24 protein-coding genes are annotated in these 19,841 nt (G+C 56.2%); 17 read left to right on the top strand and 7 right to left on the bottom strand.

Annotation, left to right across the window (positions count from 1 at the left end; genetic code table 11):
* Positions 1-3 precede the first annotated feature (3 nt).
* The 3 genes from GS12_RS01840 to GS12_RS01850 are packed head-to-tail and all read left to right on the top strand — an operon-like array spanning position 4 to position 2,752.
* The gene (locus GS12_RS01840) at positions 4-1,431 is read left to right on the top strand and encodes a glycosyltransferase family 2 protein (protein ID WP_052118323.1); all 1,428 of its coding nucleotides are present in this window, start codon (positions 4-6) and stop codon (positions 1,429-1,431) included.
* Positions 1,428-2,339: a hypothetical protein gene (locus GS12_RS01845; RefSeq protein ID WP_034943396.1), complete on the top strand. Its 912-nt coding sequence runs from the start codon at positions 1,428-1,430 to the stop codon at positions 2,337-2,339. Before GS12_RS01840 ends, GS12_RS01845 begins: the two co-directional genes overlap by 4 nt.
* Entirely contained in the window at positions 2,336-2,752 is a 417-nt protein-coding gene (locus GS12_RS01850; protein ID WP_034943398.1) for an adenylyltransferase/cytidyltransferase family protein, read from the top strand. Before GS12_RS01845 ends, GS12_RS01850 begins: the two co-directional genes overlap by 4 nt.
* On the opposite strand, the gene GS12_RS01855 is transcribed toward GS12_RS01850, so the two are convergent.
* The 5 genes from GS12_RS01855 to flgA form a co-directional block, all read right to left on the bottom strand.
* A complete protein-coding gene (locus tag GS12_RS01855; protein WP_034943400.1) occupies positions 2,736-3,842 on the bottom strand; it encodes a CDP-glycerol glycerophosphotransferase family protein in 1,107 nt (368 codons plus the stop codon). The genes GS12_RS01850 and GS12_RS01855 overlap by 17 nt on opposite strands.
* Positions 3,842-4,276: a flagellar export chaperone FlgN gene (gene flgN, locus GS12_RS01860; RefSeq protein WP_072016822.1), complete on the bottom strand. Its 435-nt coding sequence runs from the start codon at positions 4,274-4,276 to the stop codon at positions 3,842-3,844. Before flgN ends, GS12_RS01855 begins: the two co-directional genes overlap by 1 nt.
* On the bottom strand, positions 4,273-4,539 hold the full coding sequence (gene flgM, locus GS12_RS01865) for a flagellar biosynthesis anti-sigma factor FlgM (protein ID WP_034943403.1): 267 nt from the start codon (positions 4,537-4,539) through the stop codon (positions 4,273-4,275). The genes flgN and flgM overlap by 4 nt, the downstream gene beginning before the upstream one ends.
* Positions 4,540-4,622: 83 nt before the next feature.
* On the bottom strand, positions 4,623-4,889 hold the full coding sequence (locus GS12_RS01870) for a hypothetical protein (protein WP_034943405.1): 267 nt from the start codon (positions 4,887-4,889) through the stop codon (positions 4,623-4,625).
* A 61-nt stretch (positions 4,890-4,950) separates the two neighbouring features.
* Entirely contained in the window at positions 4,951-5,718 is a 768-nt protein-coding gene (flgA, locus tag GS12_RS01875) for a flagellar basal body P-ring formation chaperone FlgA (protein ID WP_052118324.1), read from the bottom strand.
* Positions 5,719-5,804: 86 nt separating this feature from the next.
* Here flgA and GS12_RS01880 point away from each other — a divergent pair, with 86 nt between their 5' ends.
* The 12 genes from GS12_RS01880 (at position 5,805) to GS12_RS01935 (ending at position 15,559) form a co-directional block, all read left to right on the top strand.
* Positions 5,805-6,155 (top strand): flagellar basal body protein, encoded by a 351-nt coding sequence (locus GS12_RS01880; RefSeq protein WP_034943409.1) that lies wholly within the window; start codon positions 5,805-5,807, stop codon positions 6,153-6,155.
* A gap of 2 nt (positions 6,156-6,157) precedes the next feature.
* Positions 6,158-6,583: a flagellar basal body rod protein FlgC gene (flgC, locus tag GS12_RS01885; RefSeq protein ID WP_034943411.1), complete on the top strand. Its 426-nt coding sequence runs from the start codon at positions 6,158-6,160 to the stop codon at positions 6,581-6,583.
* A complete protein-coding gene (flgD, locus tag GS12_RS01890; RefSeq protein WP_034943413.1) occupies positions 6,583-7,266 on the top strand; it encodes a flagellar hook assembly protein FlgD in 684 nt (227 codons plus the stop codon). The genes flgC and flgD overlap by 1 nt, the downstream gene beginning before the upstream one ends.
* 9 nt (positions 7,267-7,275) lie before the next feature.
* Positions 7,276-8,469: a flagellar hook protein FlgE gene (flgE, locus tag GS12_RS01895; protein WP_034943415.1), complete on the top strand. Its 1,194-nt coding sequence runs from the start codon at positions 7,276-7,278 to the stop codon at positions 8,467-8,469.
* Positions 8,470-8,471: 2 nt separating this feature from the next.
* Positions 8,472-9,203 (top strand): flagellar basal body rod protein FlgF, encoded by a 732-nt coding sequence (locus GS12_RS01900; protein ID WP_034943417.1) that lies wholly within the window; start codon positions 8,472-8,474, stop codon positions 9,201-9,203.
* A 19-nt stretch (positions 9,204-9,222) separates the two neighbouring features.
* A complete protein-coding gene (flgG, locus tag GS12_RS01905; RefSeq protein ID WP_034943419.1) occupies positions 9,223-10,008 on the top strand; it encodes a flagellar basal-body rod protein FlgG in 786 nt (261 codons plus the stop codon).
* A 61-nt stretch (positions 10,009-10,069) separates the two neighbouring features.
* Positions 10,070-10,735, top strand: a complete 666-nt coding sequence (gene flgH / locus GS12_RS01910) for a flagellar basal body L-ring protein FlgH (protein WP_034943421.1) — start codon at positions 10,070-10,072, stop codon at positions 10,733-10,735.
* Between the two features lie 10 nt (positions 10,736-10,745).
* Complete coding sequence (locus GS12_RS01915; protein WP_034943423.1) at positions 10,746-11,849, top strand: flagellar basal body P-ring protein FlgI; 1,104 nt, start codon at positions 10,746-10,748, stop codon at positions 11,847-11,849.
* Positions 11,849-12,145, top strand: coding sequence for a rod-binding protein (locus GS12_RS01920; RefSeq protein ID WP_034943425.1), 297 nt, complete (start codon positions 11,849-11,851; stop codon positions 12,143-12,145). Before GS12_RS01915 ends, GS12_RS01920 begins: the two co-directional genes overlap by 1 nt.
* 84 nt (positions 12,146-12,229) lie before the next feature.
* Positions 12,230-13,603, top strand: coding sequence for a flagellar hook-associated protein FlgK (gene flgK / locus GS12_RS01925; RefSeq protein ID WP_034943427.1), 1,374 nt, complete (start codon positions 12,230-12,232; stop codon positions 13,601-13,603).
* A 15-nt stretch (positions 13,604-13,618) separates the two neighbouring features.
* Positions 13,619-14,527, top strand: a complete 909-nt coding sequence (flgL, locus tag GS12_RS01930; RefSeq protein WP_034943428.1) for a flagellar hook-associated protein FlgL — start codon at positions 13,619-13,621, stop codon at positions 14,525-14,527.
* A gap of 9 nt (positions 14,528-14,536) precedes the next feature.
* The gene (locus GS12_RS01935; RefSeq protein ID WP_152601334.1) at positions 14,537-15,559 is read left to right on the top strand and encodes a hypothetical protein; all 1,023 of its coding nucleotides are present in this window, start codon (positions 14,537-14,539) and stop codon (positions 15,557-15,559) included.
* Here the strand turns inward: GS12_RS01935 and GS12_RS01940 are convergent.
* Positions 15,556-16,011, bottom strand: a complete 456-nt coding sequence (locus tag GS12_RS01940) for a hypothetical protein (RefSeq protein ID WP_034943432.1) — start codon at positions 16,009-16,011, stop codon at positions 15,556-15,558. The two genes, GS12_RS01935 and GS12_RS01940, sit on opposite strands and share 4 nt — an antisense overlap.
* A complete protein-coding gene (locus tag GS12_RS01945) occupies positions 15,941-16,936 on the bottom strand; it encodes a winged helix-turn-helix domain-containing protein (protein WP_052118326.1) in 996 nt (331 codons plus the stop codon). The genes GS12_RS01940 and GS12_RS01945 overlap by 71 nt, the downstream gene beginning before the upstream one ends.
* A gap of 486 nt (positions 16,937-17,422) precedes the next feature.
* Between GS12_RS01945 and GS12_RS01950 the strand changes: the two genes are divergently transcribed.
* The gene (locus tag GS12_RS01950) at positions 17,423-18,304 is read left to right on the top strand and encodes a flagellin N-terminal helical domain-containing protein (RefSeq protein ID WP_034943434.1); all 882 of its coding nucleotides are present in this window, start codon (positions 17,423-17,425) and stop codon (positions 18,302-18,304) included.
* Positions 18,305-18,519: 215 nt separating this feature from the next.
* Positions 18,520-19,839 (top strand): flagellar filament capping protein FliD, encoded by a 1,320-nt coding sequence (gene fliD, locus GS12_RS01955; protein WP_034943436.1) that lies wholly within the window; start codon positions 18,520-18,522, stop codon positions 19,837-19,839.
* Positions 19,840-19,841 lie beyond the last annotated feature (2 nt).

A 19,841-nucleotide genomic window follows, 5' to 3' on the forward strand; every position in this document is an offset into this window, starting at 1 on the left:
CAAATGAAAAACTCCCGCGATGTGTTGTCGCGCCTGATCGCCCGACAATCCTGCAAAACGGCTGCCGCGCTTCCCTTCGTCAGCGTGGTGACGCCGACGTGGGAACGCCGGCACTTTTTGCCCTATCTGCTTTATATGTTTCAGTATCAGGACTACCCGGAAGATCGCCGCGAACTGGTGATCCTCGACGACAGCGAACAGAGCAACGCTGACCTGATCGCGATGCTGACCAAATACATTCCTTTCCCGGAAAATATTCGCTATATCCATCAGACGGAGCGGCAGACCATCGGGCAGAAGCGTAACCGCCTGAATGAACTGGCCCGGGGCGAATATATCATCTGCATGGACGACGACGATTACTATCCGGCGGATAAAATCAGCTTCACCATCAGGGAGATGCGGCGAAACAAGGCGATTTTTGCCGGCTGCGACCGCATACCCATCTGGTACAGCCATATCAATCGCATCTACATGACCGCGACGATGGGCGCCAACCATGCGCTGAATGGCACGTTTGCCTATCACCGCAATTTCCTCAGAAACCACCGCTATGACGACCGCGCCACGCTGGCCGAAGAGGCGCACTTTCTGAATAACTTCACCGTGCCGGTGTTACAACTGCCCCCCGAACGCAGCATTTTGTGTATCTCCCACAGCGCGAACACCTTCGATAAAGACTTTGTGATGGGCAGCTGCGAGCGGGAAACCCGCGATCTGACCCATTTTGTCACCGACGACCATCTGCTCAGGTTTTATCAGCGGCTGAGCAGAGCGCCGGTGAAAAGCCAAATCCGTTGGGCCTTTTTCGATCGCATCGTCGTGAATGCGCTATCGGGCGACAGCGCAGGCCTGGTGAATGTCGTCCAGTCGCTGACCGAACAGGGCGTTACGGCGGAGCAGATCGAAATTCACTATCCGCAGGCAGGCGCTCCGCTGGCGCACAGCCATCTCAGCGTGGCGCAGCGCGCGGCGAAAGAGGGCTGGCGTAACTATCTGCTGCTGGACGATCGCGCACGGTTTGTGCGCCAGGAAAAAACGGTACACAACCTCAATCAGCTTATCGACGCCTGTAGCGTACTGGCGTGGGATGTGCTGCTGCTTGGCTGCGAACTGCATTACGGCCATCCGCTGAAAGCGCTGCCTGCCGCGATCAAGGCAACGAAGGTCTCCCGCCCGATAGCCTGTGCGGTCAATCAGCCGGTCTATGACGATTTTATTGCCATGCTGACGCAGACGCTGGAACAGCACGCCGATGACGACATGCAGCAAAATTCGCTGTGGGATGATATGTGCCGACAGGGGCGCTGGTTCGCGCTCTATCCGAGCTATGTCTGGCGCGACGGTGACGAACCCGGCCAGCCGCAGGCCCACCATTTCTTTCGTAAAATCAATACTATCAGTGCCGCATGCGCTGAGGAGACACCATGAATGTCGTTGAAAGCTATACCCCTGGCTACGTTTTGCGCCTTCAGGAAAACACCGATCCCTGCGGCTGCCCGTTTTGCCGCAGCCAGCCTGCGCTGGTTTCTCTGCGCTGGCAGAACCAGGTACGGCACAGCGCGCATCCTGGCTGCGATCGCGCAGCGCACGCGGTGTTATGCCACGACGACGCCTTTCTGCTTCATCAGGGGGAAACGCGCAGCGACGCGGTGGTGCCGCTCAGTGAAAAACTGGAAAAGTGTAATCAGGGCTGTATCAACCTGCTGATCAACAGCGATGCCGATCTTAACGTCAGGCTCTACACGCTGGGGATCTTTATCAGTAAAGCCCGACAGCTTGACGATGCGGCGGCGATCGGCGCGCTGGCCGACCAGCTGGAGAGCCTGCTTGCGGAGGGGGAAATGGCAAAGGCCTTCGCCCAACTGCCGCCCATCAATAAATACAAGCTGGCGGCGCTGCGCGCGCTGAGCGAAAGCGAACTGGAGGCCGATCTCGATCCGCTGAGCGGCATGATGCTGGTGCTCAAGATGAACGAACTCAAGGTAATGAGCGACAGCTATCTGGAGGAGAGCTTGTACGAACTGGAGAACAGCGCAGAGCTGGCGGCGTTTATGCAGTCTCATTCGCGGCTGTTTGTGAATTACCTGCTTTGGGAGTGCTATCACAACGTCTTTCCGGGCGAGGCCACAGACGCATGGGAAAAGAACTTTTACCGTCTGTGCCTGACGGTGTTCTCAATGCGGATGCTGTGCGCTATTTTCCTGCAAAATGAGATCGAACCGGACGACGCAGTACAAAGCGCGCTGTTTGCGGCCTGGCAGCGGGCCGCAACGGAGAAAAACGCGGGCGAACCGGCATTATTAATCGGGCTTTCACTGTTGCAGCCTTCATCATGAAAACGGTTATTACCTTCGGTACCTTCGATATTTTTCACGTCGGCCATCTGAATATTCTGCGTCGTGCCAGTGAGATGGGCGACCGGCTGGTGGTGGGCGTGTCGTCGGATGCGCTCAATCTCCAGAAAAAAAACCGCGAGCCGATCTATTCTGAGCAGGAGCGCATGGCGATCGTGGGGAGCATAAAAGGCGTGGATGCGGTCTTTCTGGAAACGTCGCTGGAGAAGAAAGGCGACTATATTCGCCATTACGCTGCCGACGTGTTGGTGATGGGCGACGACTGGCAGGGGCGTTTTGACGGCTTCCGCACGCAGTGCGAAGTCTGCTATCTGCCGCGCACGCCGTCGATTTCCACCACGTCGATTATCGAAATTACCCGCGCCACCTTCGCGCAGGTTACGCGCGAGTGTTGAACAACTGCTCGCGCAGGCTGTGCAAATAGAAGTTCACCGGCGTCGGCCTGGTCAGCAGATCCGCAATGGCCGTCGCCGCCCGTCCGCCTGCCTTGCCATCCTGAAACTTATCGCAATAGCGCTGGCGGAATACCGTCAGTTCATCAGGGACGCGGTAGCTGCTCTGGTTCTCAAGCAGCGTCTGTAACGTTTTTAGCGACCCCGCCGTTTCAATCTTTTTGCGGGCCTGCTGCTCTGCGCTGTGCAGATCGCTCAGGGTGCGGTCGCTCTCCAGCAGCGCTTTCAGTCCTGGCCACTCCAGCAAGACGGTGCGTTTTCCGGCATGGATAGCGTCGAAAAGAAACCCGCTGTTATCCGTCAGCACCATATCTGCCGCTTCAAGCAGCGGGAAAGCCCCGGCGCCGGAAACGATATTTTTGCGGAAGTACCTGTCAACTAACGCCCGCGAGGCCGCTTCGGACGGGCGCAATCGCGTGCCGTGGTGAAGCCTGATCAGCAGCGTGCAGCGTGATTGCAACGCGTTGAGCTGTTCCGCCCAGTGAGGAACAGAACAGAGCTCACCAAAGGTCGGCGCGTACAGCACCACTGGTTTTTTCCTGTTGCGGCCAAGCGCCTGCACCAGGCTGCGGTCATAGCGCAGGTTATGCCAGTCATCGAAGCGTGGATTGCCGACGGTGACGGCAGTGCCGGCAATATTCAGCTTCTCCTGCGTATGGTCGCCATAACAGAGGATCAGGTCATAGAAAGTGTTCCACCAGGCATGGCCCCAGCGATCTTTCGCCAGGCCGTACAGCGCGCGCACGTGATGCCGTGCTCTGCCCTTCAGCAGCGGCGTGTAATACGGGCTGACCATACACGGCAGCACCACGCGCTCGCTGACCAGCTTTGAAAGGGTAAACACCGGCAGATCGGGATGGCGCAGCGTTTTTACCTTCTCCACCATCTCTTTAACAAAGCTGGCTTCAATGACGTCGCTGATCACCAGCGCGCAGGCGTGCCCACTGGCCTGCAAGGCAAGAATGATATTTTTGTAAACGTCGTAGTGGAAAGCGGTTTCCATGTAGAAACCTATAAGTGGGCGTTCTGACATTATGCCGGCCCCTGCGGGCTGTAAATATAGTTCGGCTCGTTCAGCAGCGCGCCCAGCGTCTCCCGCTGCGCATTAAGCAGCATGCCGTTACGATCGTTCAACTGCTGGCAGAAGTGGGTGAGCGTCTCCAGGTGCTGCCAGTAGCCTTTTGCGTTGGCCGCGATGGCGGCGGGCAGACGCGCGAACAGCGTCGCCATACCCTGGCTGTCGGAGGGCAGGTTAAACGCCAGCAGCGTCTGACGTCGGCGCTGCGCGCGGTGCAGCAGCGCATCGTAAACCGTCATCACTTCCGCGCCAATGCTCTCGCACAAGGCGGCATTGCAGGCGACCATCGCCTCGCGCTGCTGTTGCAGCAGGCGCTCAAGCTGCTGATAGTCTGCGACATCCTGTGGCAAATCACGTAGCAGGGCCTTGACTCTGTCGGTGGGACTCATGGGCGATAAAAACAGCTAATGGCCGCGGCGAGCGAGGCGTTATCGGTTAACAGCTCGCCGTTTTTGATCGCGTCTTTCATGGCATTCACGCGTTCCATATCCACTTCCGGCATCGCCTCCAGCGCCTGCCGGGCCTGGCTGATTTCGCCGGAGAACGCAGCGGCCTGCACGACGCGCGGCTTTTGCACCTCGGGTGCGCCGGCAGCAGCGGCAGTATTGAGCGGAGCAGCAATCTGGATTGAGGAATCAGATGTAATTTTCATCGTAGGCCAATTGTTTAAAAAAAGTTCAGTGGTAAAAAAGCGACGCCCAACGGCTTAACTTAAACGCGCAAAGAAAAAAAATATCACCATGCTGTTCCCCGGCTGCGATGCCAGATGACCATCGCTGTGGCAATCTTCTCCACATCCAACAAGATGCCGCCTTTTTGCAGCGCGCGCCTGACAACTAAAACACGCTGCTCATCCACCTCAGGAAGAAGCGCAAGCTGCGAAAGCGCCTCAATCAACAGGCTCCCTTCTTTATGCTGAGTGTCGATATTGATCGGCTTACGGCCATTGGCTCTGTTCTGCGATGTGTTCAGACTGGCCTTGCCGATGCCTGAAATTTTCAACGTCCTGCTCCCTTTACGATTATTGACAATGTCGAAGCAAAGCGGCCAGGGAGGAGGAAACTTAAATTCCGCCGGAGGTGTCCGATGCGGACAGGATACGCACCACGCCCGCGCCGTCCACGATTGCGCTAACCGTGCGCTGACTGCTCAGGTTTTTCACCGTAATAACATCGCCTTTACGGCCTTTTTTCATGGCTTCGCCAATCATCTTTGCTTCCACGCCGTCCTGTCCGGCAATCATCACCACGCGCTGGGCGCGTTCAACCAGAATCGGTTGATCGAGCATGGACAGAGAGAGCGGCTGCATATCGCGTACACGCATTTTCAGGCGAAAACCAACGGCATCATCCGGGTTACTGATAAAGCCATCGCGCAGGCCAACCACGTTCCTTTTTTTCACCTCCACATCGCTGGCCGCCAGCACTTTGCCGCGTGGCAGCGCTGCTTTTGCCGTCAGCACCGGCAGATAGATATCCGGCTTAACCGTGACGGCAGCTTCCCAGCCGCTGCTGTCTTCGCAGCGAATATCGAAGCGCAATCGCGCCAGATCGAAGCGGTTCCCGGCAGGAAGCGCCACCCGCAGCGGCTGACTGCAACGGCGAAAACGGCTGACTTCAGTGGGAATGAACACGTTGAGTTTAATTTGCGGTTCCGGCCAGCTGTTCGCCTGCGCGACGCGTTTGATATCGGCGGTCGCGCTGTCCACCGCCAGTTGATAAATCTGTCTGCGCGCGGTAGCGGCATCGGAGGCGGCATGGGCGGTAAAGCTCAAACACCACAGGGTGACGAGGGGGAAAGAATACTTCCTCAGAAAGGAACGACCGTTCATGGAAACCTCACTATTTCAACGAGTTAAATTTTGGCACGAGAATTGCTATGTGCGTAAGGAATCGTTGAATAATTGAGGTTTTATCTGTGGGAATAAGTTTTGAAAGAGCATTGAGCAATCACCCTGCCGCACTACAGCTTCGACTTTCCCGAGCTGAGCTGTTGTCGGCGAACCTGGCCAATGTCGATACCCCAAACTTTCAGGCTAAAGATATTGATTTTGCCGCGGAGATGCAACGTTCACTGAATAAAAATTCGCAGCACGGTGCGCCGGAGGTGAAGTACCGCGTACCCAACCAGCCCGCCGCCGACGGCAATACCGTTGAGCTGAACGTTGAGCAGGCCGAATTTTCCAAAAACCACCTTGATTACCAAACCAGTTTGCAATTTTTGAATTCAAAATTTCTGGGCCTTAAACAGGCTATTGAAGGGAAATAATCATGTCTTTCAACGATATCTATCGCGTGTCGGGTTCCGCGATGAATGCACAAACGGTACGTCTTAACACCATCGCCAGTAACCTGGCGAACGCGGAATCACCGGCTTCCTCCGCGCAGGCAACCTATAAAGCGCGCCGCCCGGTATTTGCCGCCGTCTATCAAAACAGCAGCCTGATGAATAACAACGCGCTGGCCAGCGCGCGCGTTCAGGTGATGGACGTGGTGGAGAGCGGCGGCGCAGTGCAGCGTTATGAGCCGGGCAATCCGCTGGCTAACGCGCGCGGACAGGTTTTCTATCCGGACATCAACACCGTCGAAGAGATGGCCGACATGATGTCCGCCTCACGCAGCTTTGAAACCAGCGTTGAGGTGTTAAACAGCGTAAAAAGCATGCAGCAGAGCCTGCTGCGTCTGGGAGAAGCGTAATGAGTATCGGTAACGTCGGCAGCACGGATTACTACAGCGACACCCTGGCGCAGTCCGGCACAACGCAAAGTAATGACGGCAGCCTCAATAATCTGTTTATGACGCTGCTGGTGGCGCAGATCCAGAATCAGGACCCGCTGAACCCCACGGACGGCACCGAGTACGTTAGCCAGCTGGCGCAGATGACCCAGGTACAGTCGATGGAGAACATGAGTTCGATGATGGCGAACACCGCCACGCTGATCGATAACCTCCAGGTGCTCGCCACGGGTAATCTCGTCGGACAAACGGTGATGGTTCGCTCAGACAGCATCAGGCTGGAAGAGCAGGCGATCAACGGTCGCCTGACGCTGGCGCATCCGGCCAATACGGTGACGGTGCACGTTAAGGACGCAGCCGGTAATGAAAAAATCATTGAGCTGGGCAAGCAGGAAGAGGGCCAGGTGGACTTCACTATCGATCCGGAATCGCTGGGCCTGGAACCGGGAAACTACAGCCTGTCGGTGGTGACCGATACCGGTGAAGAGAGCATTCCGGTGGAAATTGCCGGAACGGTTAACAGTGTGCGGATTGGTTCCGACGGTACGCCGATGCTGAATATTCCTGGTCTGGGCGAAATCGCTTACTACAACATCAGTCAGTTCGGCGGGCAAAACAGCGCGTCCGGGCCGTCGAAAATTTAAGGAATTATCATGAGTTTTAATATTGCGACTTCCGGCCTGAACGCCATCACCGAACAGCTTAATGCGATCAGTAACAACATCGCCAACAGCAACACCACCGGTTATAAATCCATGCGCGCCGAGTTCGCGGCGCTCTACGCAGGCAGCACGCCGCTCGGCGTGGGCGTCAGCAACGTTTCGCAGAGCATCTCTTCCGGCGGCAACATCTCTGCAACGGGACGTAGTCTGGATCTGGCGATCAACGGCAACGGTTTTTTTGTGGTGCGTGATACCAACGGCTCCACCACCTACACTCGCGCGGGCTACTTCGGAAAAGACGCGAACGGTTTTCTGGTCAACAATCTCGGCGGCAAACTTCAGGGATATCCGATAGACGCCGAGGGCAAGCTGCAAACCGGTACGGTGAGCGATCTGCAAATTAACGCGGCGGGCCTGCCGGCAAAATCGACCTCCTCTGTGGAATTCGTGGCCAACCTGGACGCGCGCGAAGAGGCAAAGCCCGCCACGCCAGCATTCGATCCGGAAAACAAAGAGACCTTTAACAAAAGCTACACCACGCAGGTCTTTGATTCGCTGGGCCGTGAACACACGGTAACGCAGTACTTTGTCAAAACCGATGACAATAAATGGACCGCGCATTATGTGGTGGATGGCGACAAAACCGGGGCCACCACGGCGGAAATGCAGTTTGATACCAACGGCGTATTAATCGCGCCGACGGAGCCCGTGACCGTCACCGGCGCCATTCCCGGCGCGAAAGATTTAGAAATTAAATTCAGCTACAGCGGTTGCAGCCAGTACGGTTCTGACTTCGCCGTCAGCAAAAACAAATCCGACGGCTATAAATCCGGCGAGCAGACCGGACAGCAGATTGATGAAGACGGCATGGTTTACGCCACCTACAGCAACGGCCAGCGCCTGCTTCAGGGACAGCTGGTGCTGGCGAACTTCACTAATGCCGACGGCCTGAAGTCTATCGACGGCACGGCGTGGGAACAGACCAACAGCTCCGGCAATCCGCTGCTGGGTACGCCAAAATCCGGCATGTACGGGCTGATCAAGTCTGCGGCGCTGGAGTCCTCCAACGTTAATCTCACTGCTGAACTGGTCGAACTGATGTCCACTCAGCGCAATTACCAGGCAAACACCAAAGTCATCTCGACCAACGATCAGATGATGAACGCTCTGTTCCAGGCAATTTAACCATGGACCGCTTAATTTATACCGCCGTGAGCGGCGCAAATCGCAGTCTGAATCAGCAGATGATCCACGCCAACAATCTCGCTAACGCCAATACCGAAGGCTTCCGCGCTGACCTGGAGCGCGCCGCTTCACAGCGGGTCAACGGCTACGGTTACGACTCGCGCTTCCAGGTCAACAGCCAGAACGGCGGGGTCAATATGGCCCCCGGCGCGCTGCGTGAAACCGGACGCGAACTGGATATCGGTATCCGTGGCGATGGGCTGATCGCCCTCAGAGAGGGCCGCCGCGAAGTCTATACGCGTGGCGGACATATCGACGTTGACGATATGGGCAACCTGACCATTGGCGGGTTGCCGGTGCTGGGCGACAACGGCCCAATCCAACTGCCGCCTTATTCACAACTGGCGATAGCCGACGACGGCACCATTGCCGTGGTGCCGGAAAACGGCGACGTGAATGCCGCGATGGACGTGGAGCGTATCAAGCTGGTGGATATTCCGGCCAGTCGTCTGAGTAAAAACAATAACGGGTTGTTGATCGGCGACCGTGCGACCACGCCACGCAGCGAAGCGGTGCAGATCGCCAGCGAACATCTGGAAACCAGCAACGTTTCGGCCATCAATGAAATGGTGGCGACCGTCTCGCTCAGTCGCCAGTTCGAGGCGCAAATCAAAATGATGAAAGCGGCGGAAACCCTTGCTCAGGCGGGTAACCGCCTGATTCGCGGCAGTTAATCGAAAAGGAAGCAGAGCAATGAATCCAGCATTATGGGTAAGTAAAACCGGCCTGGCGGCGCAGGATGCCAAAATGGCGGCGATCTCCAACAACCTGGCCAACGTCAACACCACCGGCTTTAAACGTGACCGGGTCGTGTTTGAAGATCTCTTCTATCAGACGCAGCGCGCGCCCGGCGCCGGTCAGGATCAAAACAACAACCTCGCCAGCGGCATTCAGTTTGGCAGCGGAGTAAAAATCAACGGCACGGAAAAATCGTTCACCGTTGGCGCCATCCAGAACACCTCAAAAGAGCTGGACGTGGCGATTACCGGCCAGGGTTTTTTGCAGGTGGAAACCCCCAGCGGCGATATCGCCTACACCCGTGCCGGTAATCTCCGCATCAGTCCCGATGGCGTGCTGACTAACGCTTCTGGCTATCCGCTGGTGCCCAATATTGAGCTGCCGGAGGGCACCAAAAGCATCGGCATTGCCAAAGACGGCACCGTCACCGCGCAGGTGGGCGGTGAGGATGAACCGGCCAATCTGGGGCAAATCACCCTGGTGAACTTCGTCAATCCGGCCGGGCTTGAAGCCCTCGGCGGCAACCTTTACCGCGAAACGGTCGCCAGCGGCGAGGCGTACGAAGGCGTGCCGGGAGAAGACGCGTTTGGCGAGCTGGAGCAGGGTTCGCTGGAAGGTTCCAACGTGCAGGTCGTTGAGGAGATGGTGGACATGATCACCGTCCAGCGCGCGTATGAAATGAACGCCAAAATGGTTTCGGCGGCGGACGACATGCTGAAGTTCCTTAATCAGCAGGTGTAACGCCGGTTGAGGAAGCGCGGCTTCCTCTCTGCAACGCTCGTACACAACTGACAGGTTAATAATGAAAGTACATATCATGCTGCTGGGCGCCATGCTGCTGCTCAGCGGCTGTGAAAGTTCACCTTTTCTGGTGACGAAAGACGATGCCGCCTTTGCGCCACCGGAAGAGCTGTCCCTGCCGGTTGAGCCAGTACGGGGCGGCGGCCTGTATCACAGCGGCTATAACTGGTCGCTGATGCAGGATCGCCGCGCCTACCGCGTGGGCGATATCCTGACCGTGCGTCTGGATGAGTCCACCCAGGCGAGCAAACAGGCGAAAACCAACTTCGGCAAGAAAAACGACGTGGAGCTGGGTGCGCCAACGCTGATGGGTAACACCCTCGATAAACTGAGCGGCTCCGTTTCCGGCAATCGCAATTTTAACGGCAACGCCACCACGGCTCAGCAGAACATGCTGCGCGGTGCCATAACCGTCGCCGTGCACCAGGTGCTGGCGAACGGCGTCCTGGTTATTCGCGGTGAAAAGTGGCTGACGCTCAACCAGGGCGACGAATACATGCGCGTGACCGGGCTGGTCCGCGCCGATGATATTGAGCGGGATAACTCGGTTTCGTCGCAGCGCATCGCCAACGCACGCATCACCTATGCGGGACGCGGCGCGCTCAGCGACGCCAATTCCGCTGGCTGGCTGACGCGCTTTTTCAATCATCCGCTGTTCCCGATTTAAAGGTTTCTCAATGGTTCGTTATTTCTTTCCGTTTCTGTTTGTCGCCCTGATGCTGGCGCGGCATCCGGCGCATGCCCAACCGCTCAGTCAACTGGTGGATGTGCAGGGCATTCGCGGCAACCAGCTGGTGGGCTACAGCCTGGTGGTGGGGCTGGACGGCACCGGCGATCGTAATCAGGTGCGCTTCACCAATCAGTCGGTGACCAATATGCTGCGCCAGTTCGGCGTGCAGATGCCGCCTAAAATCGATCCAAAAGTGAAAAACGTGGCGGCGGTGGCGCTGAGCGCAACGCTGCCGCCGATGTATGCACGCGGACAAACCATCAACGTCACCGTCTCTTCCATCGGCGATGCCAAAAGCCTGCGCGGCGGCACGCTACTGTTGACCCAGCTTCGCGGCGCGGACGGCGAAGTCTATGCGCTGGCGCAGGGTAATGTGGTGGTGGGCGGCATCAAGGCGGAAGGCGACAGCGGATCCAGCGTGACCATCAACACGCCGACGGTCGGCCTTATTCCCAACGGCGCCACCGTCGAGCGTGAGGTGCCCAGCGATTTCCAGGAGGGCGGCGAAATTAACCTCAACCTGAAACGCCCCAGTTTTAAAACCGCCAACAATATCGCGCTGGCGCTGAACCAGCGTTTCGGCGGCAACACGGCGGTGGCGAAAAGCGCAACCAACGTGTCGGTCAGCGCGCCGCAGGACGCGGGGGCGCGCGTCGCGTTTATGTCGATGCTGGAGGAGGTGCAGATCGACGCGGGCAAACAGCCTGCGCGGGTAGTTTTCAACGCGCGCACCGGCACGGTGGTGATGGGCGAGGGCATTGTGGTCAGGGCGGCTGCCGTTTCCCACGGCAACCTCACGGTCACCATTCGCGAAAGCAGCAACGTCAGCCAACCCGCGCCGCTCGGTCAGGGGCAAACCGCCGTTACGCCGCAGAGCGATATCGGTGTGTCACGCGGCAGCGGGCAAATGGTGATGGTTCCGGCGGGCACCAGCCTGCGCAGCATTGTTAATACCATTAACAGCCTTGGCGCGTCGCCGGACGACACCATGGCCATTTTACAAGCGCTGCACGAAGCGGGTGCGCTGGATGCTGAGCTGGTGGTGATGTGATGATCGATAAACTCAATTTCTCCTCTCCGGCGGCCCCTGCGGGGGCGGCGAAGCCCACCACGCTGGAGCAGGCCGCCGGCCAGTTTGAAGCGATGTTTTTGCGGCAGATGCTGGCGGAGATGCGCAAAAGCGCCGACGTTTTCGCCAGTGAAAGCGGCATGTTCAGCAGTCGTGAATCGCGTACCGTCCGTGACTTTTATGACGACGCGCTGGCGCAAACGCTGGCCAGCCAGCGCAGCACCGGCATTGCGGCATTACTGATTAATCAGCTTTCACCCGCGGGCGAGAAAAAATAGCGGCGGCAGGCGACATTTAAGAATGGCGTATCCGGCGTCGCCTTTTTCGGGCAGCGATCTGACGTCATCATTTGAGAGGGGAAGATGAACAGTCTGTTTGATATTGGTTACAGCGGCATGAACGCAGCGCAGACGCAGCTTAACGTTGCGGCGCTCAACACTGCCAATATGGCGACGCCTGGCTACACCCGCCAGCGCGTTGAGCAGATGGCAATCGGCCCGATGGGCGGATCGCGATTTACCGGCGGCAGCGGCGTGGAGGTGACCAGCATTCGCCGCATGGCGGATCAGTTTTTGATTGGCCAGGTATGGCGCGCCAACACGGCGGGTAATTTCTATGCTACGTCGCAAAACTATCTGAGCCAGCTTGAAACCATTGTCGGTTCCGAAACGTCCGGGCTGGGCGACGGTCTGGATAATCTGTTTGCCGCGCTGAATGGGGCAACAGAAAAGCCTGAAAACCAGGCGATGCGGCAGGATGTGATCACCACCGCCAAACAGATGACGCTGCGCTTCAACAAGCTTCAGGACTTTATTAATAAGCAGCGCTCCGATATTCGCTCTCAGCAGCAAAACACCGTAGGCAGCATCAACGTGCTGAGCGGCAACATTGCCGACTACAACAAGAAAATTGCCGAAACGGAAGCGCTGGGCGGCGACACCAGCATCATGCGCGATCAGCGCGATCAGCTGGTTAACGAGCTGAGTAGCTACGTTGAGATAAGCGTCAATGAAAGCAGCGATGGCAGCTACACCATCGCCATGAACTCAGGGCAGCCGCTGGTGAGTGGCTCCACCGCCGGTACGCTGGAAATGAAACAGGACGCCACCGGAAAAATGGGCCTGAGCATGCGCTTTTCCAGCGCGACCTTTCAGGTGGATATGGCCTGCGGCGGCACGCTTGGCGGCCTGAATGACTACGCCACGCAGACGCTGGACAGCATGGAAAGTTCGGTGAACGGCATGGCGAAGTCGCTGGCAGAGGCGTTTAACGCCCAGCTCGCTCAGGGCTTTGATATCAACGGCAATCCCGGCAAACCGCTGTTTGTTTTTGATCCGACCAACGCAGACGGCATGATCCAGTTAACCGACATCAGCTGGGATGAACTGGCGTTTTCCAGCGATCCGGCATCAACCGGCAACAACAATAACCTGAAAAAGCTGATTGAGATCGGCAATCTGGCGATGGATATTCCCGGCCTGGGCAATACCACGCTCTCCAGCGCCAGCGCCACGCTGGTCAGCACCGTCGGTATTAAAAGCAAGGACAACCAGTCCGCGCTGGAGTCGGCCGCCGCGCTGCTGACGCAGTCGCAGAACGATCGTGATAACTACAGCGGCGTCTCTGAAGACGAAGAGGCGATTAACATTATCATTTACACCAAAGCCTACCAGTCAAATATGAAAATCATTGCAACCGGCGAGCAGATTTTTAGCGATCTGCTGGCGCTGTTTTAATCGGAGAACGGCATAATGCGTATCAGCACTATGAGCTTTAATAACAACATGTTGGCGAATTTTAACCGCAACAACAGTAAACTTTTCGACGTGCAGAACAAAATCGCCAATCAAACCCGCATTCTCAAGCCTTCGGACGATCCTATCGCCAGCACGCAGATGGCGCAGATCCGCCGTGAACAGGCCGCTATCAATCAGTATCAGAGCAATATCACCCGTTTAAGCGGCAATCTTTCGGTACAGGAAACCACCGTGAAGGGCACCGAACAGCAGCTTCTGGCGATGAAAGACAAACTGGAAGAGGCGATGGGCGGCACGCTGTCGGCAGAAGAGATGAGCGGTTACGGAAAAGAGCTTTCCTCAATGCTGGAAGCCACCATCGCGCTTATGAATACCCGGGATGAGGATGGCCGCTACCTGTTTTCCGGTACGAAAACCGATCAGCAGCCGGTGGTGTATGACGAACAAACCGGCGCCTGGCGCTATGCAGGCAACAACGACAGCGCGTCCACCAACGTCGCCAACGGCGTATCGGTACAAATCACCACGCATCTCGCGGAAACCTTCGGCGACGATCTGGAGACCCTGAATGCCCTGAAGGCCATCGCCGATAAAATGCAGGACGGCACGCTCTCTCCGTCGGACTATGGCGATGAAATGCGCGATGTTTTCAACGTGCTGGAGACCACCCACAGCAAAGTGGCGGCGATCTACACCGATCTGGGCGGACGGCACAATAACCTGGATCTGCTGAAAGATGCGCATGATGATAACACCGTGGTGAACGACACCGTGATGCGCAGCCTGACGCAACTGGATATGGGGCAGGCGAGTATCGATCTGACCGCGTACTACAACGCCAGCCTGGGTGCGCAGAAAAGCTATACTAAAATCCAACAGCTTTCGCTGTTTTCAATGATTTAAGCTGAATTCATGATGCAGGTAAACCACTCAGGCGCGGCGTCTGGCAGCGTCGGGGCTTCTCTGACGCCCGGCCTCTCCGCCCGTCCGCTCGATGGCGTTGCGCGTTCCGACGCATCGCTGAAAATCACGCGTAAAGAGCAGAGCTGGCCCGATCGCCCGCTTATCTCTTCTCAACCGCTGCGTTATAACGTTCAGCTCAATCGACAGCTCACCGCCGTTCAGCAGGCGAACAGTTTTCTTCAGGCGACGGAAAAGCAGGTATTGCAGCTCAGCCACGCCATCGCCCGCCGGGCGGGAACGGAAGAGCTTCAGCAGCAGGCGGAAAAGCTACAGCGGCTGCTGGCGAACCGCGAGACGCTGTCGGGCGGCACGGTCGATCGTCAACTACGCCTGTCGCTGCAAAACCGGGCGCAGGTGAGTTTCACCCTGCACGACGGCACCGCGCTGCTGAACCCTGCCGATCCTGAAATTCTCACCTTTTCGCTGGCCGGACGCCAGCGCGATATCAGCGCCGCGGTGCTGAAAGGCGATACGCCGCAGCAAAACCTGTTGCAGCTCAATCAGGCACTGGGAAAATGGGGAATACACGGCAGCCTTGATAGCTGGCAGCAACTGCGCTTTCAGGTTGATGAGCAGCGCTGGCCGCAGGTCAGTCAGCATCTCAGCGTGCAGGGCGGCGGCAATCGTTATCCTGAAAGCCAGTTCTTCCCCATCCGACCGCAGCCGGAAAACAGCCTTGAACAGGGGCTTCAGCAACTGCTTCGCCTGCCGGAAAACGCCGCCGCGTTTATGGATACGCTGGAGGACACGCTGGAGGGCCTGACGCAACAGCGGCGCCTCCTCCAGACCACGCGCGACAGCGCCCAACGGCGCATCGACAGTATGGCGACGTGGCAGGGCGAAACCTCGCCGCTTGACGCCTCGCGTCAGTTGGGTGAACAGTTGCAAAATGGCGGCTACGCCACCCTGGCGCAGGCGCTGGGCGGGCAGGCTAACGTGCAGGCCGGCAGGGTGCGGAATGTTCTTGCTTAGCGATAACGAATAATCAGGCCGTAAGGGGTGACTAAAACTGGTTCGCCCCGAAATTCAAACCTGTCGAAGGCCACGCCATTGCGCGCCATAAAACCAAGGTTATTGGTTAACATCCTGTCCTGCGTGGGTTCTGAGTTATAAATCAGTCTGTAGTTAAAATTCACGCCTTCCTGATTGCGCTGCTGTTCCAGCCTTGCCCGCACAATAAACCGATGATCGTTTGGACTGGTCAGGGTCATCATCACTGCCCTGTCCTGCGCGTCGAAATGGGCGTCATAAAGCTCCCGATTTTTCGAGATCATATCGAAATAGCCAAGCTGAAGCGCCTCACGATTGTAGTCAGGCTGAAGCCTCGACGCGCGTTGGAAAAAGGTAAAGTGGTCAATCAGCGCGGTAATCAGCACCAGCAGCATTAACGCTGCCAGACTCATTGATACAGGTTGCCATTTCATTCAGCTTTCTCTCCGTTTCCCGATAAATCAGGTCGTTAAGCTCAGACAGGTCGGTATGCCACTGGCTGATATTCAGCGCCAGCTGGCGGCGCTCACAGCGATTTTTCAGAGCGAGGGTGTAATTCAGCGTGCTGCCGGAAGTAAAGAAAAAGACGTCCATGTCCACCTTCTGGCTGGCCATCATCTGATTAAGCGCAAACAGCGTCGAACTGAGCAGATTATTGATATCTTCCCGGGTGGCGAGGCGATCGTAACTGCGGGTCAGTTCAAACAGGCGGATATTGCTGTAGACGCCTTCGTCCTGCATCGTCATGTCATTACGCGGGCCGGCCTGTCTGATGACAAGCAGCAGCGCCACCAGCGCCACCAGCGCCAGCGCCTGCACCAGACTCACCCGACGCCAGATGCGGTTGCGCTTTGCCTGGCGGATCGCGGTCAGGCGTTCATTTTCCTGTTGCGTGGCGGCATTCCACTCCGCCTGCGCAACCTGAAATTCGGAAAGCGCAGCGTCTGGCGCCTCCCTGATTTCTTCCTCTGCCAGCGGTTCGGCGAGGTTCTCTTCAACCGAGACCTCATCCTCTTCTGTCTCCGCAGGCTCACGGCGGAACTGGCAGAAATCCGCTTCGAGAATGTAGCCTTTTTTGGGGATGGTTTTGATAATGCGCTGCTGTTTTCCATCATCTTCCAGCGCGACGCGCAGCGCATGAATCGCATTAGGCAGGCTGTTATTACCGATAACCCGGCGTTCCCAAACCAGCGTATTTAACTCGTCACGGGTGAGAATTTTGCCAGCGTGCTGCACCAGTACGATCAGCAGCTTAAGCTGATATTCACCCAGCCTGCGCTGTTCGCCCGTCTGCTGATGAATCAACGAGCCGGAACTGATGTCAAGAAGCCAGTGATGAATGAAACATTCAGAAGTCATAGGTTGTGATTAACCAGCGTGAGCATGAAAGCGCATATAAACCCTGCGTTAAATGCGGGTTTCTTTTAAAAGATATTTTAAATGTAACTATTAAACGTTACGCCGGGTTATACCAGAATTTTCTTATAGCACAACATTTCGCGGCGATTTCGCCGCGTAAAACTTTATTTAAGCCAATACATAATTAAGGCAGATAGGTAAATGTATGAAAAATGTAGAGCTGTGTAAAACAACACGGTTACATGTTTATTATTTTGCAGGATTGCACCAGTAAAAACGCGATGTACTAACAATTATATTCTTAATAAGCCGTTTTGAGCATGAACGTTATCTGAATAACAGAAGTAAAAGATAATTGTTTGTATAAGCTAATGAATTTTATTAATAAAATATTTTTTATTTTAGTTTTTTAATTTTGCCTTTTTGCTGCCGTTTTTCTCAGGTACTAGCAACGGAATCACGGTGATTCCTGGGGAGATTAAGCAAATGGCATTATCAATTTTCACTAACTCAGCGTCCATGACTTCAACTAACGCAATGAATAAAGCCACCGGCAGCTTAAACATTGCTATGCAGCGTCTGGGTACGGGCAAACGCATCAACTCTGCGGCTGACGACGCGGCTGGCCTCCAGATCGCTTCTCGTTTGCAGGCGCAGTCAAACGGCATGGGTGTGGCCAAGCAGAATATCTCTAAAGCGACCGCCATGTTGCAGACCGCTGAAGGCGCATTTGATGAAGTGAATAACATCCTCTATCGCATGAAAGACCTTGCGACGCAGGCAGCGGATGATACCAACAATGCTGATGACCGTGATGCGATCGCCGCTGAGTTTGGCGAGCTGAATGCAGAGCTGGAAAACATCATGAGCAACACCTCTTACGGTACTGAAAAACTGCTGGGCTCGATCGGTGCGGCAAGCGCCAGCGGTGCAAGCGGCACCGGCGAAGTCGGTAAACTGGGCAAAGAGATGCAGTTCCAGATTGGCGCGGGCAGCAGCGAAGTGCTGAAACTGGATCTGAGCGGCGGTCTGAAAGAGGTGACCGGCGGTCTGGCGGCCCTGCTCAATGCGGATCTCTCTTCTGCAAGCGGCGCGAATATCGCTATTGATACGATCAGTACAGCAATGCAGGCCGTGGGCGGTATCCGCTCTTCTCTGGGGGCGAACATCAACCGTTTGGGCCACACCGCTGCTAACCTCGCCAACATGCAGGACAACACCAACCTCAACCTTGGTGTGATTCGCGACGCCGATTTCGCTGCTGAGGCAACCACGATGACCCGTAACCAGATGCTGACGCAGTCAAGCCAGGCGATGCTGAAGCAGGCCAATGGCATGAGCCAGATGGTTCTGGGCATGTTGGGCTAAGCCAGAAGATGCTCTGATAAAAAAAACACCGCTCACGTAGCGGTGTTTTTTTTCCTGCGGCGGAACATCGCGGCTGCTACAGGCGGAAGAAAACCTTCCTTTTAGTTTTTATCTTTTTGAAAGATAATAAAATTTATAATTGGCACGCTGTTTGCATTTAACTGATACAGAAACGTCTCTGCGCGGGCGGCGGCAAATAAAGAGGAAAGTCAAAAATGAGCTGGTTAGATGATTTTGATCCCCAGACGGTTGCCCAGCAGCTCGCACAGTCCAGCATTTATGCGCAGTCTTCACAGCTAAAAAATCAGCAAAGCACCCTCGGCGCGCAGCAGAAAGCGCTGACCGCCTTGAAAACGGCGTTAACCGATTTTCAGACGGCGCTGAAGGGTTTCGCCGCCAGCGGTTCCAGCGGCGGCATGGTGAAGAACAGCGCCACGGCCAGTCTTGAAGGCTACGTCACGCTGAAAGCCAGCTCATCAGCGAAAAAAGGCCTGTACAACGTGCAGGTGAAGCAGACGGCCGCCGCCGATCAGAAAGCTTTTGAGACGCTGACCGACGATGACATCCGCGCCGCCAGCGGCAATATGCAGATCACCATTGCCGGTAAAGAGGTGGATATTGATATGTCCACCGTCAGCAACCTTGCCGGGCTGCGCGACAGGATCAATGCGGAAAGCGGCGATTCGGGCGCCACGGCGTCGCTGGTTAAGCAGAACGGACAGAACGTGCTGATGGTCAGCAGCGATAAAACCGGCGCGGACTTCGCCGTCACCATTACTGCCGACGATGAAAACCTCAATGCGCATCTGCAAAACGCCACGCAAATCTCCACCGCTCGCGATGCAGAAATCGTCATGGGCGATGGCGAGACGGGCATGACGTTTACCAGCAGCACCAACACCTTTAAAGACACCATTCCGGGCGTTGAACTCACCGTGGTGCGTAAAACCCCGGCAGACGAGCCGCTGGTGATCAACGTTGATAACGATCTGAGCGGAACGAAAGAACAGGGCCAGGCGTTTGTCGAGGCCTGGAACAAGCTGCGCTCATCGCTGGACGATCTGACCAAAAGCGGCAATGCAGACGGATCGATTACTCGCGGCGCGCTGGCCGGTGACTCAGGCGTCACCCTGCTTGAAACCACGCTTAACAGCCTGCTACGCACCAGTTTCAACGGCAGCAAGCTGAGCGATTTCGGTATCACGGCCAATAAAGACGGCCAGCTCACGCTCGACAGCAGCAAGTTCGAGGATGCGCTGGCGGAAAAACCGGATGCGTTTAATAGCCTGTTCGAAGGCAGCAGCGGCCTGTTGAAGCGGCTGGAAAAAGAGGGGCTGGACAGTTTTCTGAGCGGTACCAACGGCACCATCAAGCAGCGCCAGGATACCCTGGATCGCAAAAGCGCGCAGTTGACCTCTAAAGAAGAACAGATTCAGACGCGCTATGACACTACGTTCAACCGCTATCTGAAAGAGTTCAGCAATATGAAAACCATTATCAATCAGATGAACCAGACGATGGGACAATTTTTCTGAGG

Origin of the sequence: Erwinia oleae (genome assembly GCF_000770305.1) — a bacterium.
Lineage (GTDB): Bacteria > Pseudomonadota > Gammaproteobacteria > Enterobacterales > Enterobacteriaceae > Erwinia > Erwinia oleae.

What these genes read in the sequence shown, in the direction of transcription:
- flgD (WP_034943413.1), top strand. Translation starts at nt 6,583, where the DNA reads ATGAGTATCGGTAACGTCGGCAGCACGGATTACTACAGCGACACCCTG.
- flgK (WP_034943427.1), top strand. Translation starts at nt 12,230, where the DNA reads ATGAACAGTCTGTTTGATATTGGTTACAGCGGCATGAACGCAGCGCAG.
- GS12_RS01850 (WP_034943398.1), top strand. Translation starts at nt 2,336, where the DNA reads ATGAAAACGGTTATTACCTTCGGTACCTTCGATATTTTTCACGTCGGC.
- GS12_RS01935 (WP_152601334.1), top strand. Translation starts at nt 14,537, where the DNA reads ATGATGCAGGTAAACCACTCAGGCGCGGCGTCTGGCAGCGTCGGGGCT.
- GS12_RS01920 (WP_034943425.1), top strand. Translation starts at nt 11,849, where the DNA reads ATGATCGATAAACTCAATTTCTCCTCTCCGGCGGCCCCTGCGGGGGCG.
- flgC (WP_034943411.1), top strand. Translation starts at nt 6,158, where the DNA reads ATGTCTTTCAACGATATCTATCGCGTGTCGGGTTCCGCGATGAATGCA.
- flgM (WP_034943403.1), bottom strand. Translation starts at nt 4,539, where the DNA reads ATGAAAATTACATCTGATTCCTCAATCCAGATTGCTGCTCCGCTCAAT.
- GS12_RS01845 (WP_034943396.1), top strand. Translation starts at nt 1,428, where the DNA reads ATGAATGTCGTTGAAAGCTATACCCCTGGCTACGTTTTGCGCCTTCAG.
- GS12_RS01900 (WP_034943417.1), top strand. Translation starts at nt 8,472, where the DNA reads ATGGACCGCTTAATTTATACCGCCGTGAGCGGCGCAAATCGCAGTCTG.
- flgN (WP_072016822.1), bottom strand. Translation starts at nt 4,276, where the DNA reads ATGAGTCCCACCGACAGAGTCAAGGCCCTGCTACGTGATTTGCCACAG.
- flgL (WP_034943428.1), top strand. Translation starts at nt 13,619, where the DNA reads ATGCGTATCAGCACTATGAGCTTTAATAACAACATGTTGGCGAATTTT.
- GS12_RS01945 (WP_052118326.1), bottom strand. Translation starts at nt 16,936, where the DNA reads ATGACTTCTGAATGTTTCATTCATCACTGGCTTCTTGACATCAGTTCC.
- GS12_RS01840 (WP_052118323.1), top strand. Translation starts at nt 4, where the DNA reads ATGAAAAACTCCCGCGATGTGTTGTCGCGCCTGATCGCCCGACAATCC.
- GS12_RS01940 (WP_034943432.1), bottom strand. Translation starts at nt 16,011, where the DNA reads ATGAAATGGCAACCTGTATCAATGAGTCTGGCAGCGTTAATGCTGCTG.
- flgE (WP_034943415.1), top strand. Translation starts at nt 7,276, where the DNA reads ATGAGTTTTAATATTGCGACTTCCGGCCTGAACGCCATCACCGAACAG.
- GS12_RS01915 (WP_034943423.1), top strand. Translation starts at nt 10,746, where the DNA reads ATGGTTCGTTATTTCTTTCCGTTTCTGTTTGTCGCCCTGATGCTGGCG.
- flgH (WP_034943421.1), top strand. Translation starts at nt 10,070, where the DNA reads ATGAAAGTACATATCATGCTGCTGGGCGCCATGCTGCTGCTCAGCGGC.
- flgA (WP_052118324.1), bottom strand. Translation starts at nt 5,718, where the DNA reads ATGAACGGTCGTTCCTTTCTGAGGAAGTATTCTTTCCCCCTCGTCACC.
- GS12_RS01950 (WP_034943434.1), top strand. Translation starts at nt 17,423, where the DNA reads ATGGCATTATCAATTTTCACTAACTCAGCGTCCATGACTTCAACTAAC.
- flgG (WP_034943419.1), top strand. Translation starts at nt 9,223, where the DNA reads ATGAATCCAGCATTATGGGTAAGTAAAACCGGCCTGGCGGCGCAGGAT.
- fliD (WP_034943436.1), top strand. Translation starts at nt 18,520, where the DNA reads ATGAGCTGGTTAGATGATTTTGATCCCCAGACGGTTGCCCAGCAGCTC.
- GS12_RS01855 (WP_034943400.1), bottom strand. Translation starts at nt 3,842, where the DNA reads ATGTCAGAACGCCCACTTATAGGTTTCTACATGGAAACCGCTTTCCAC.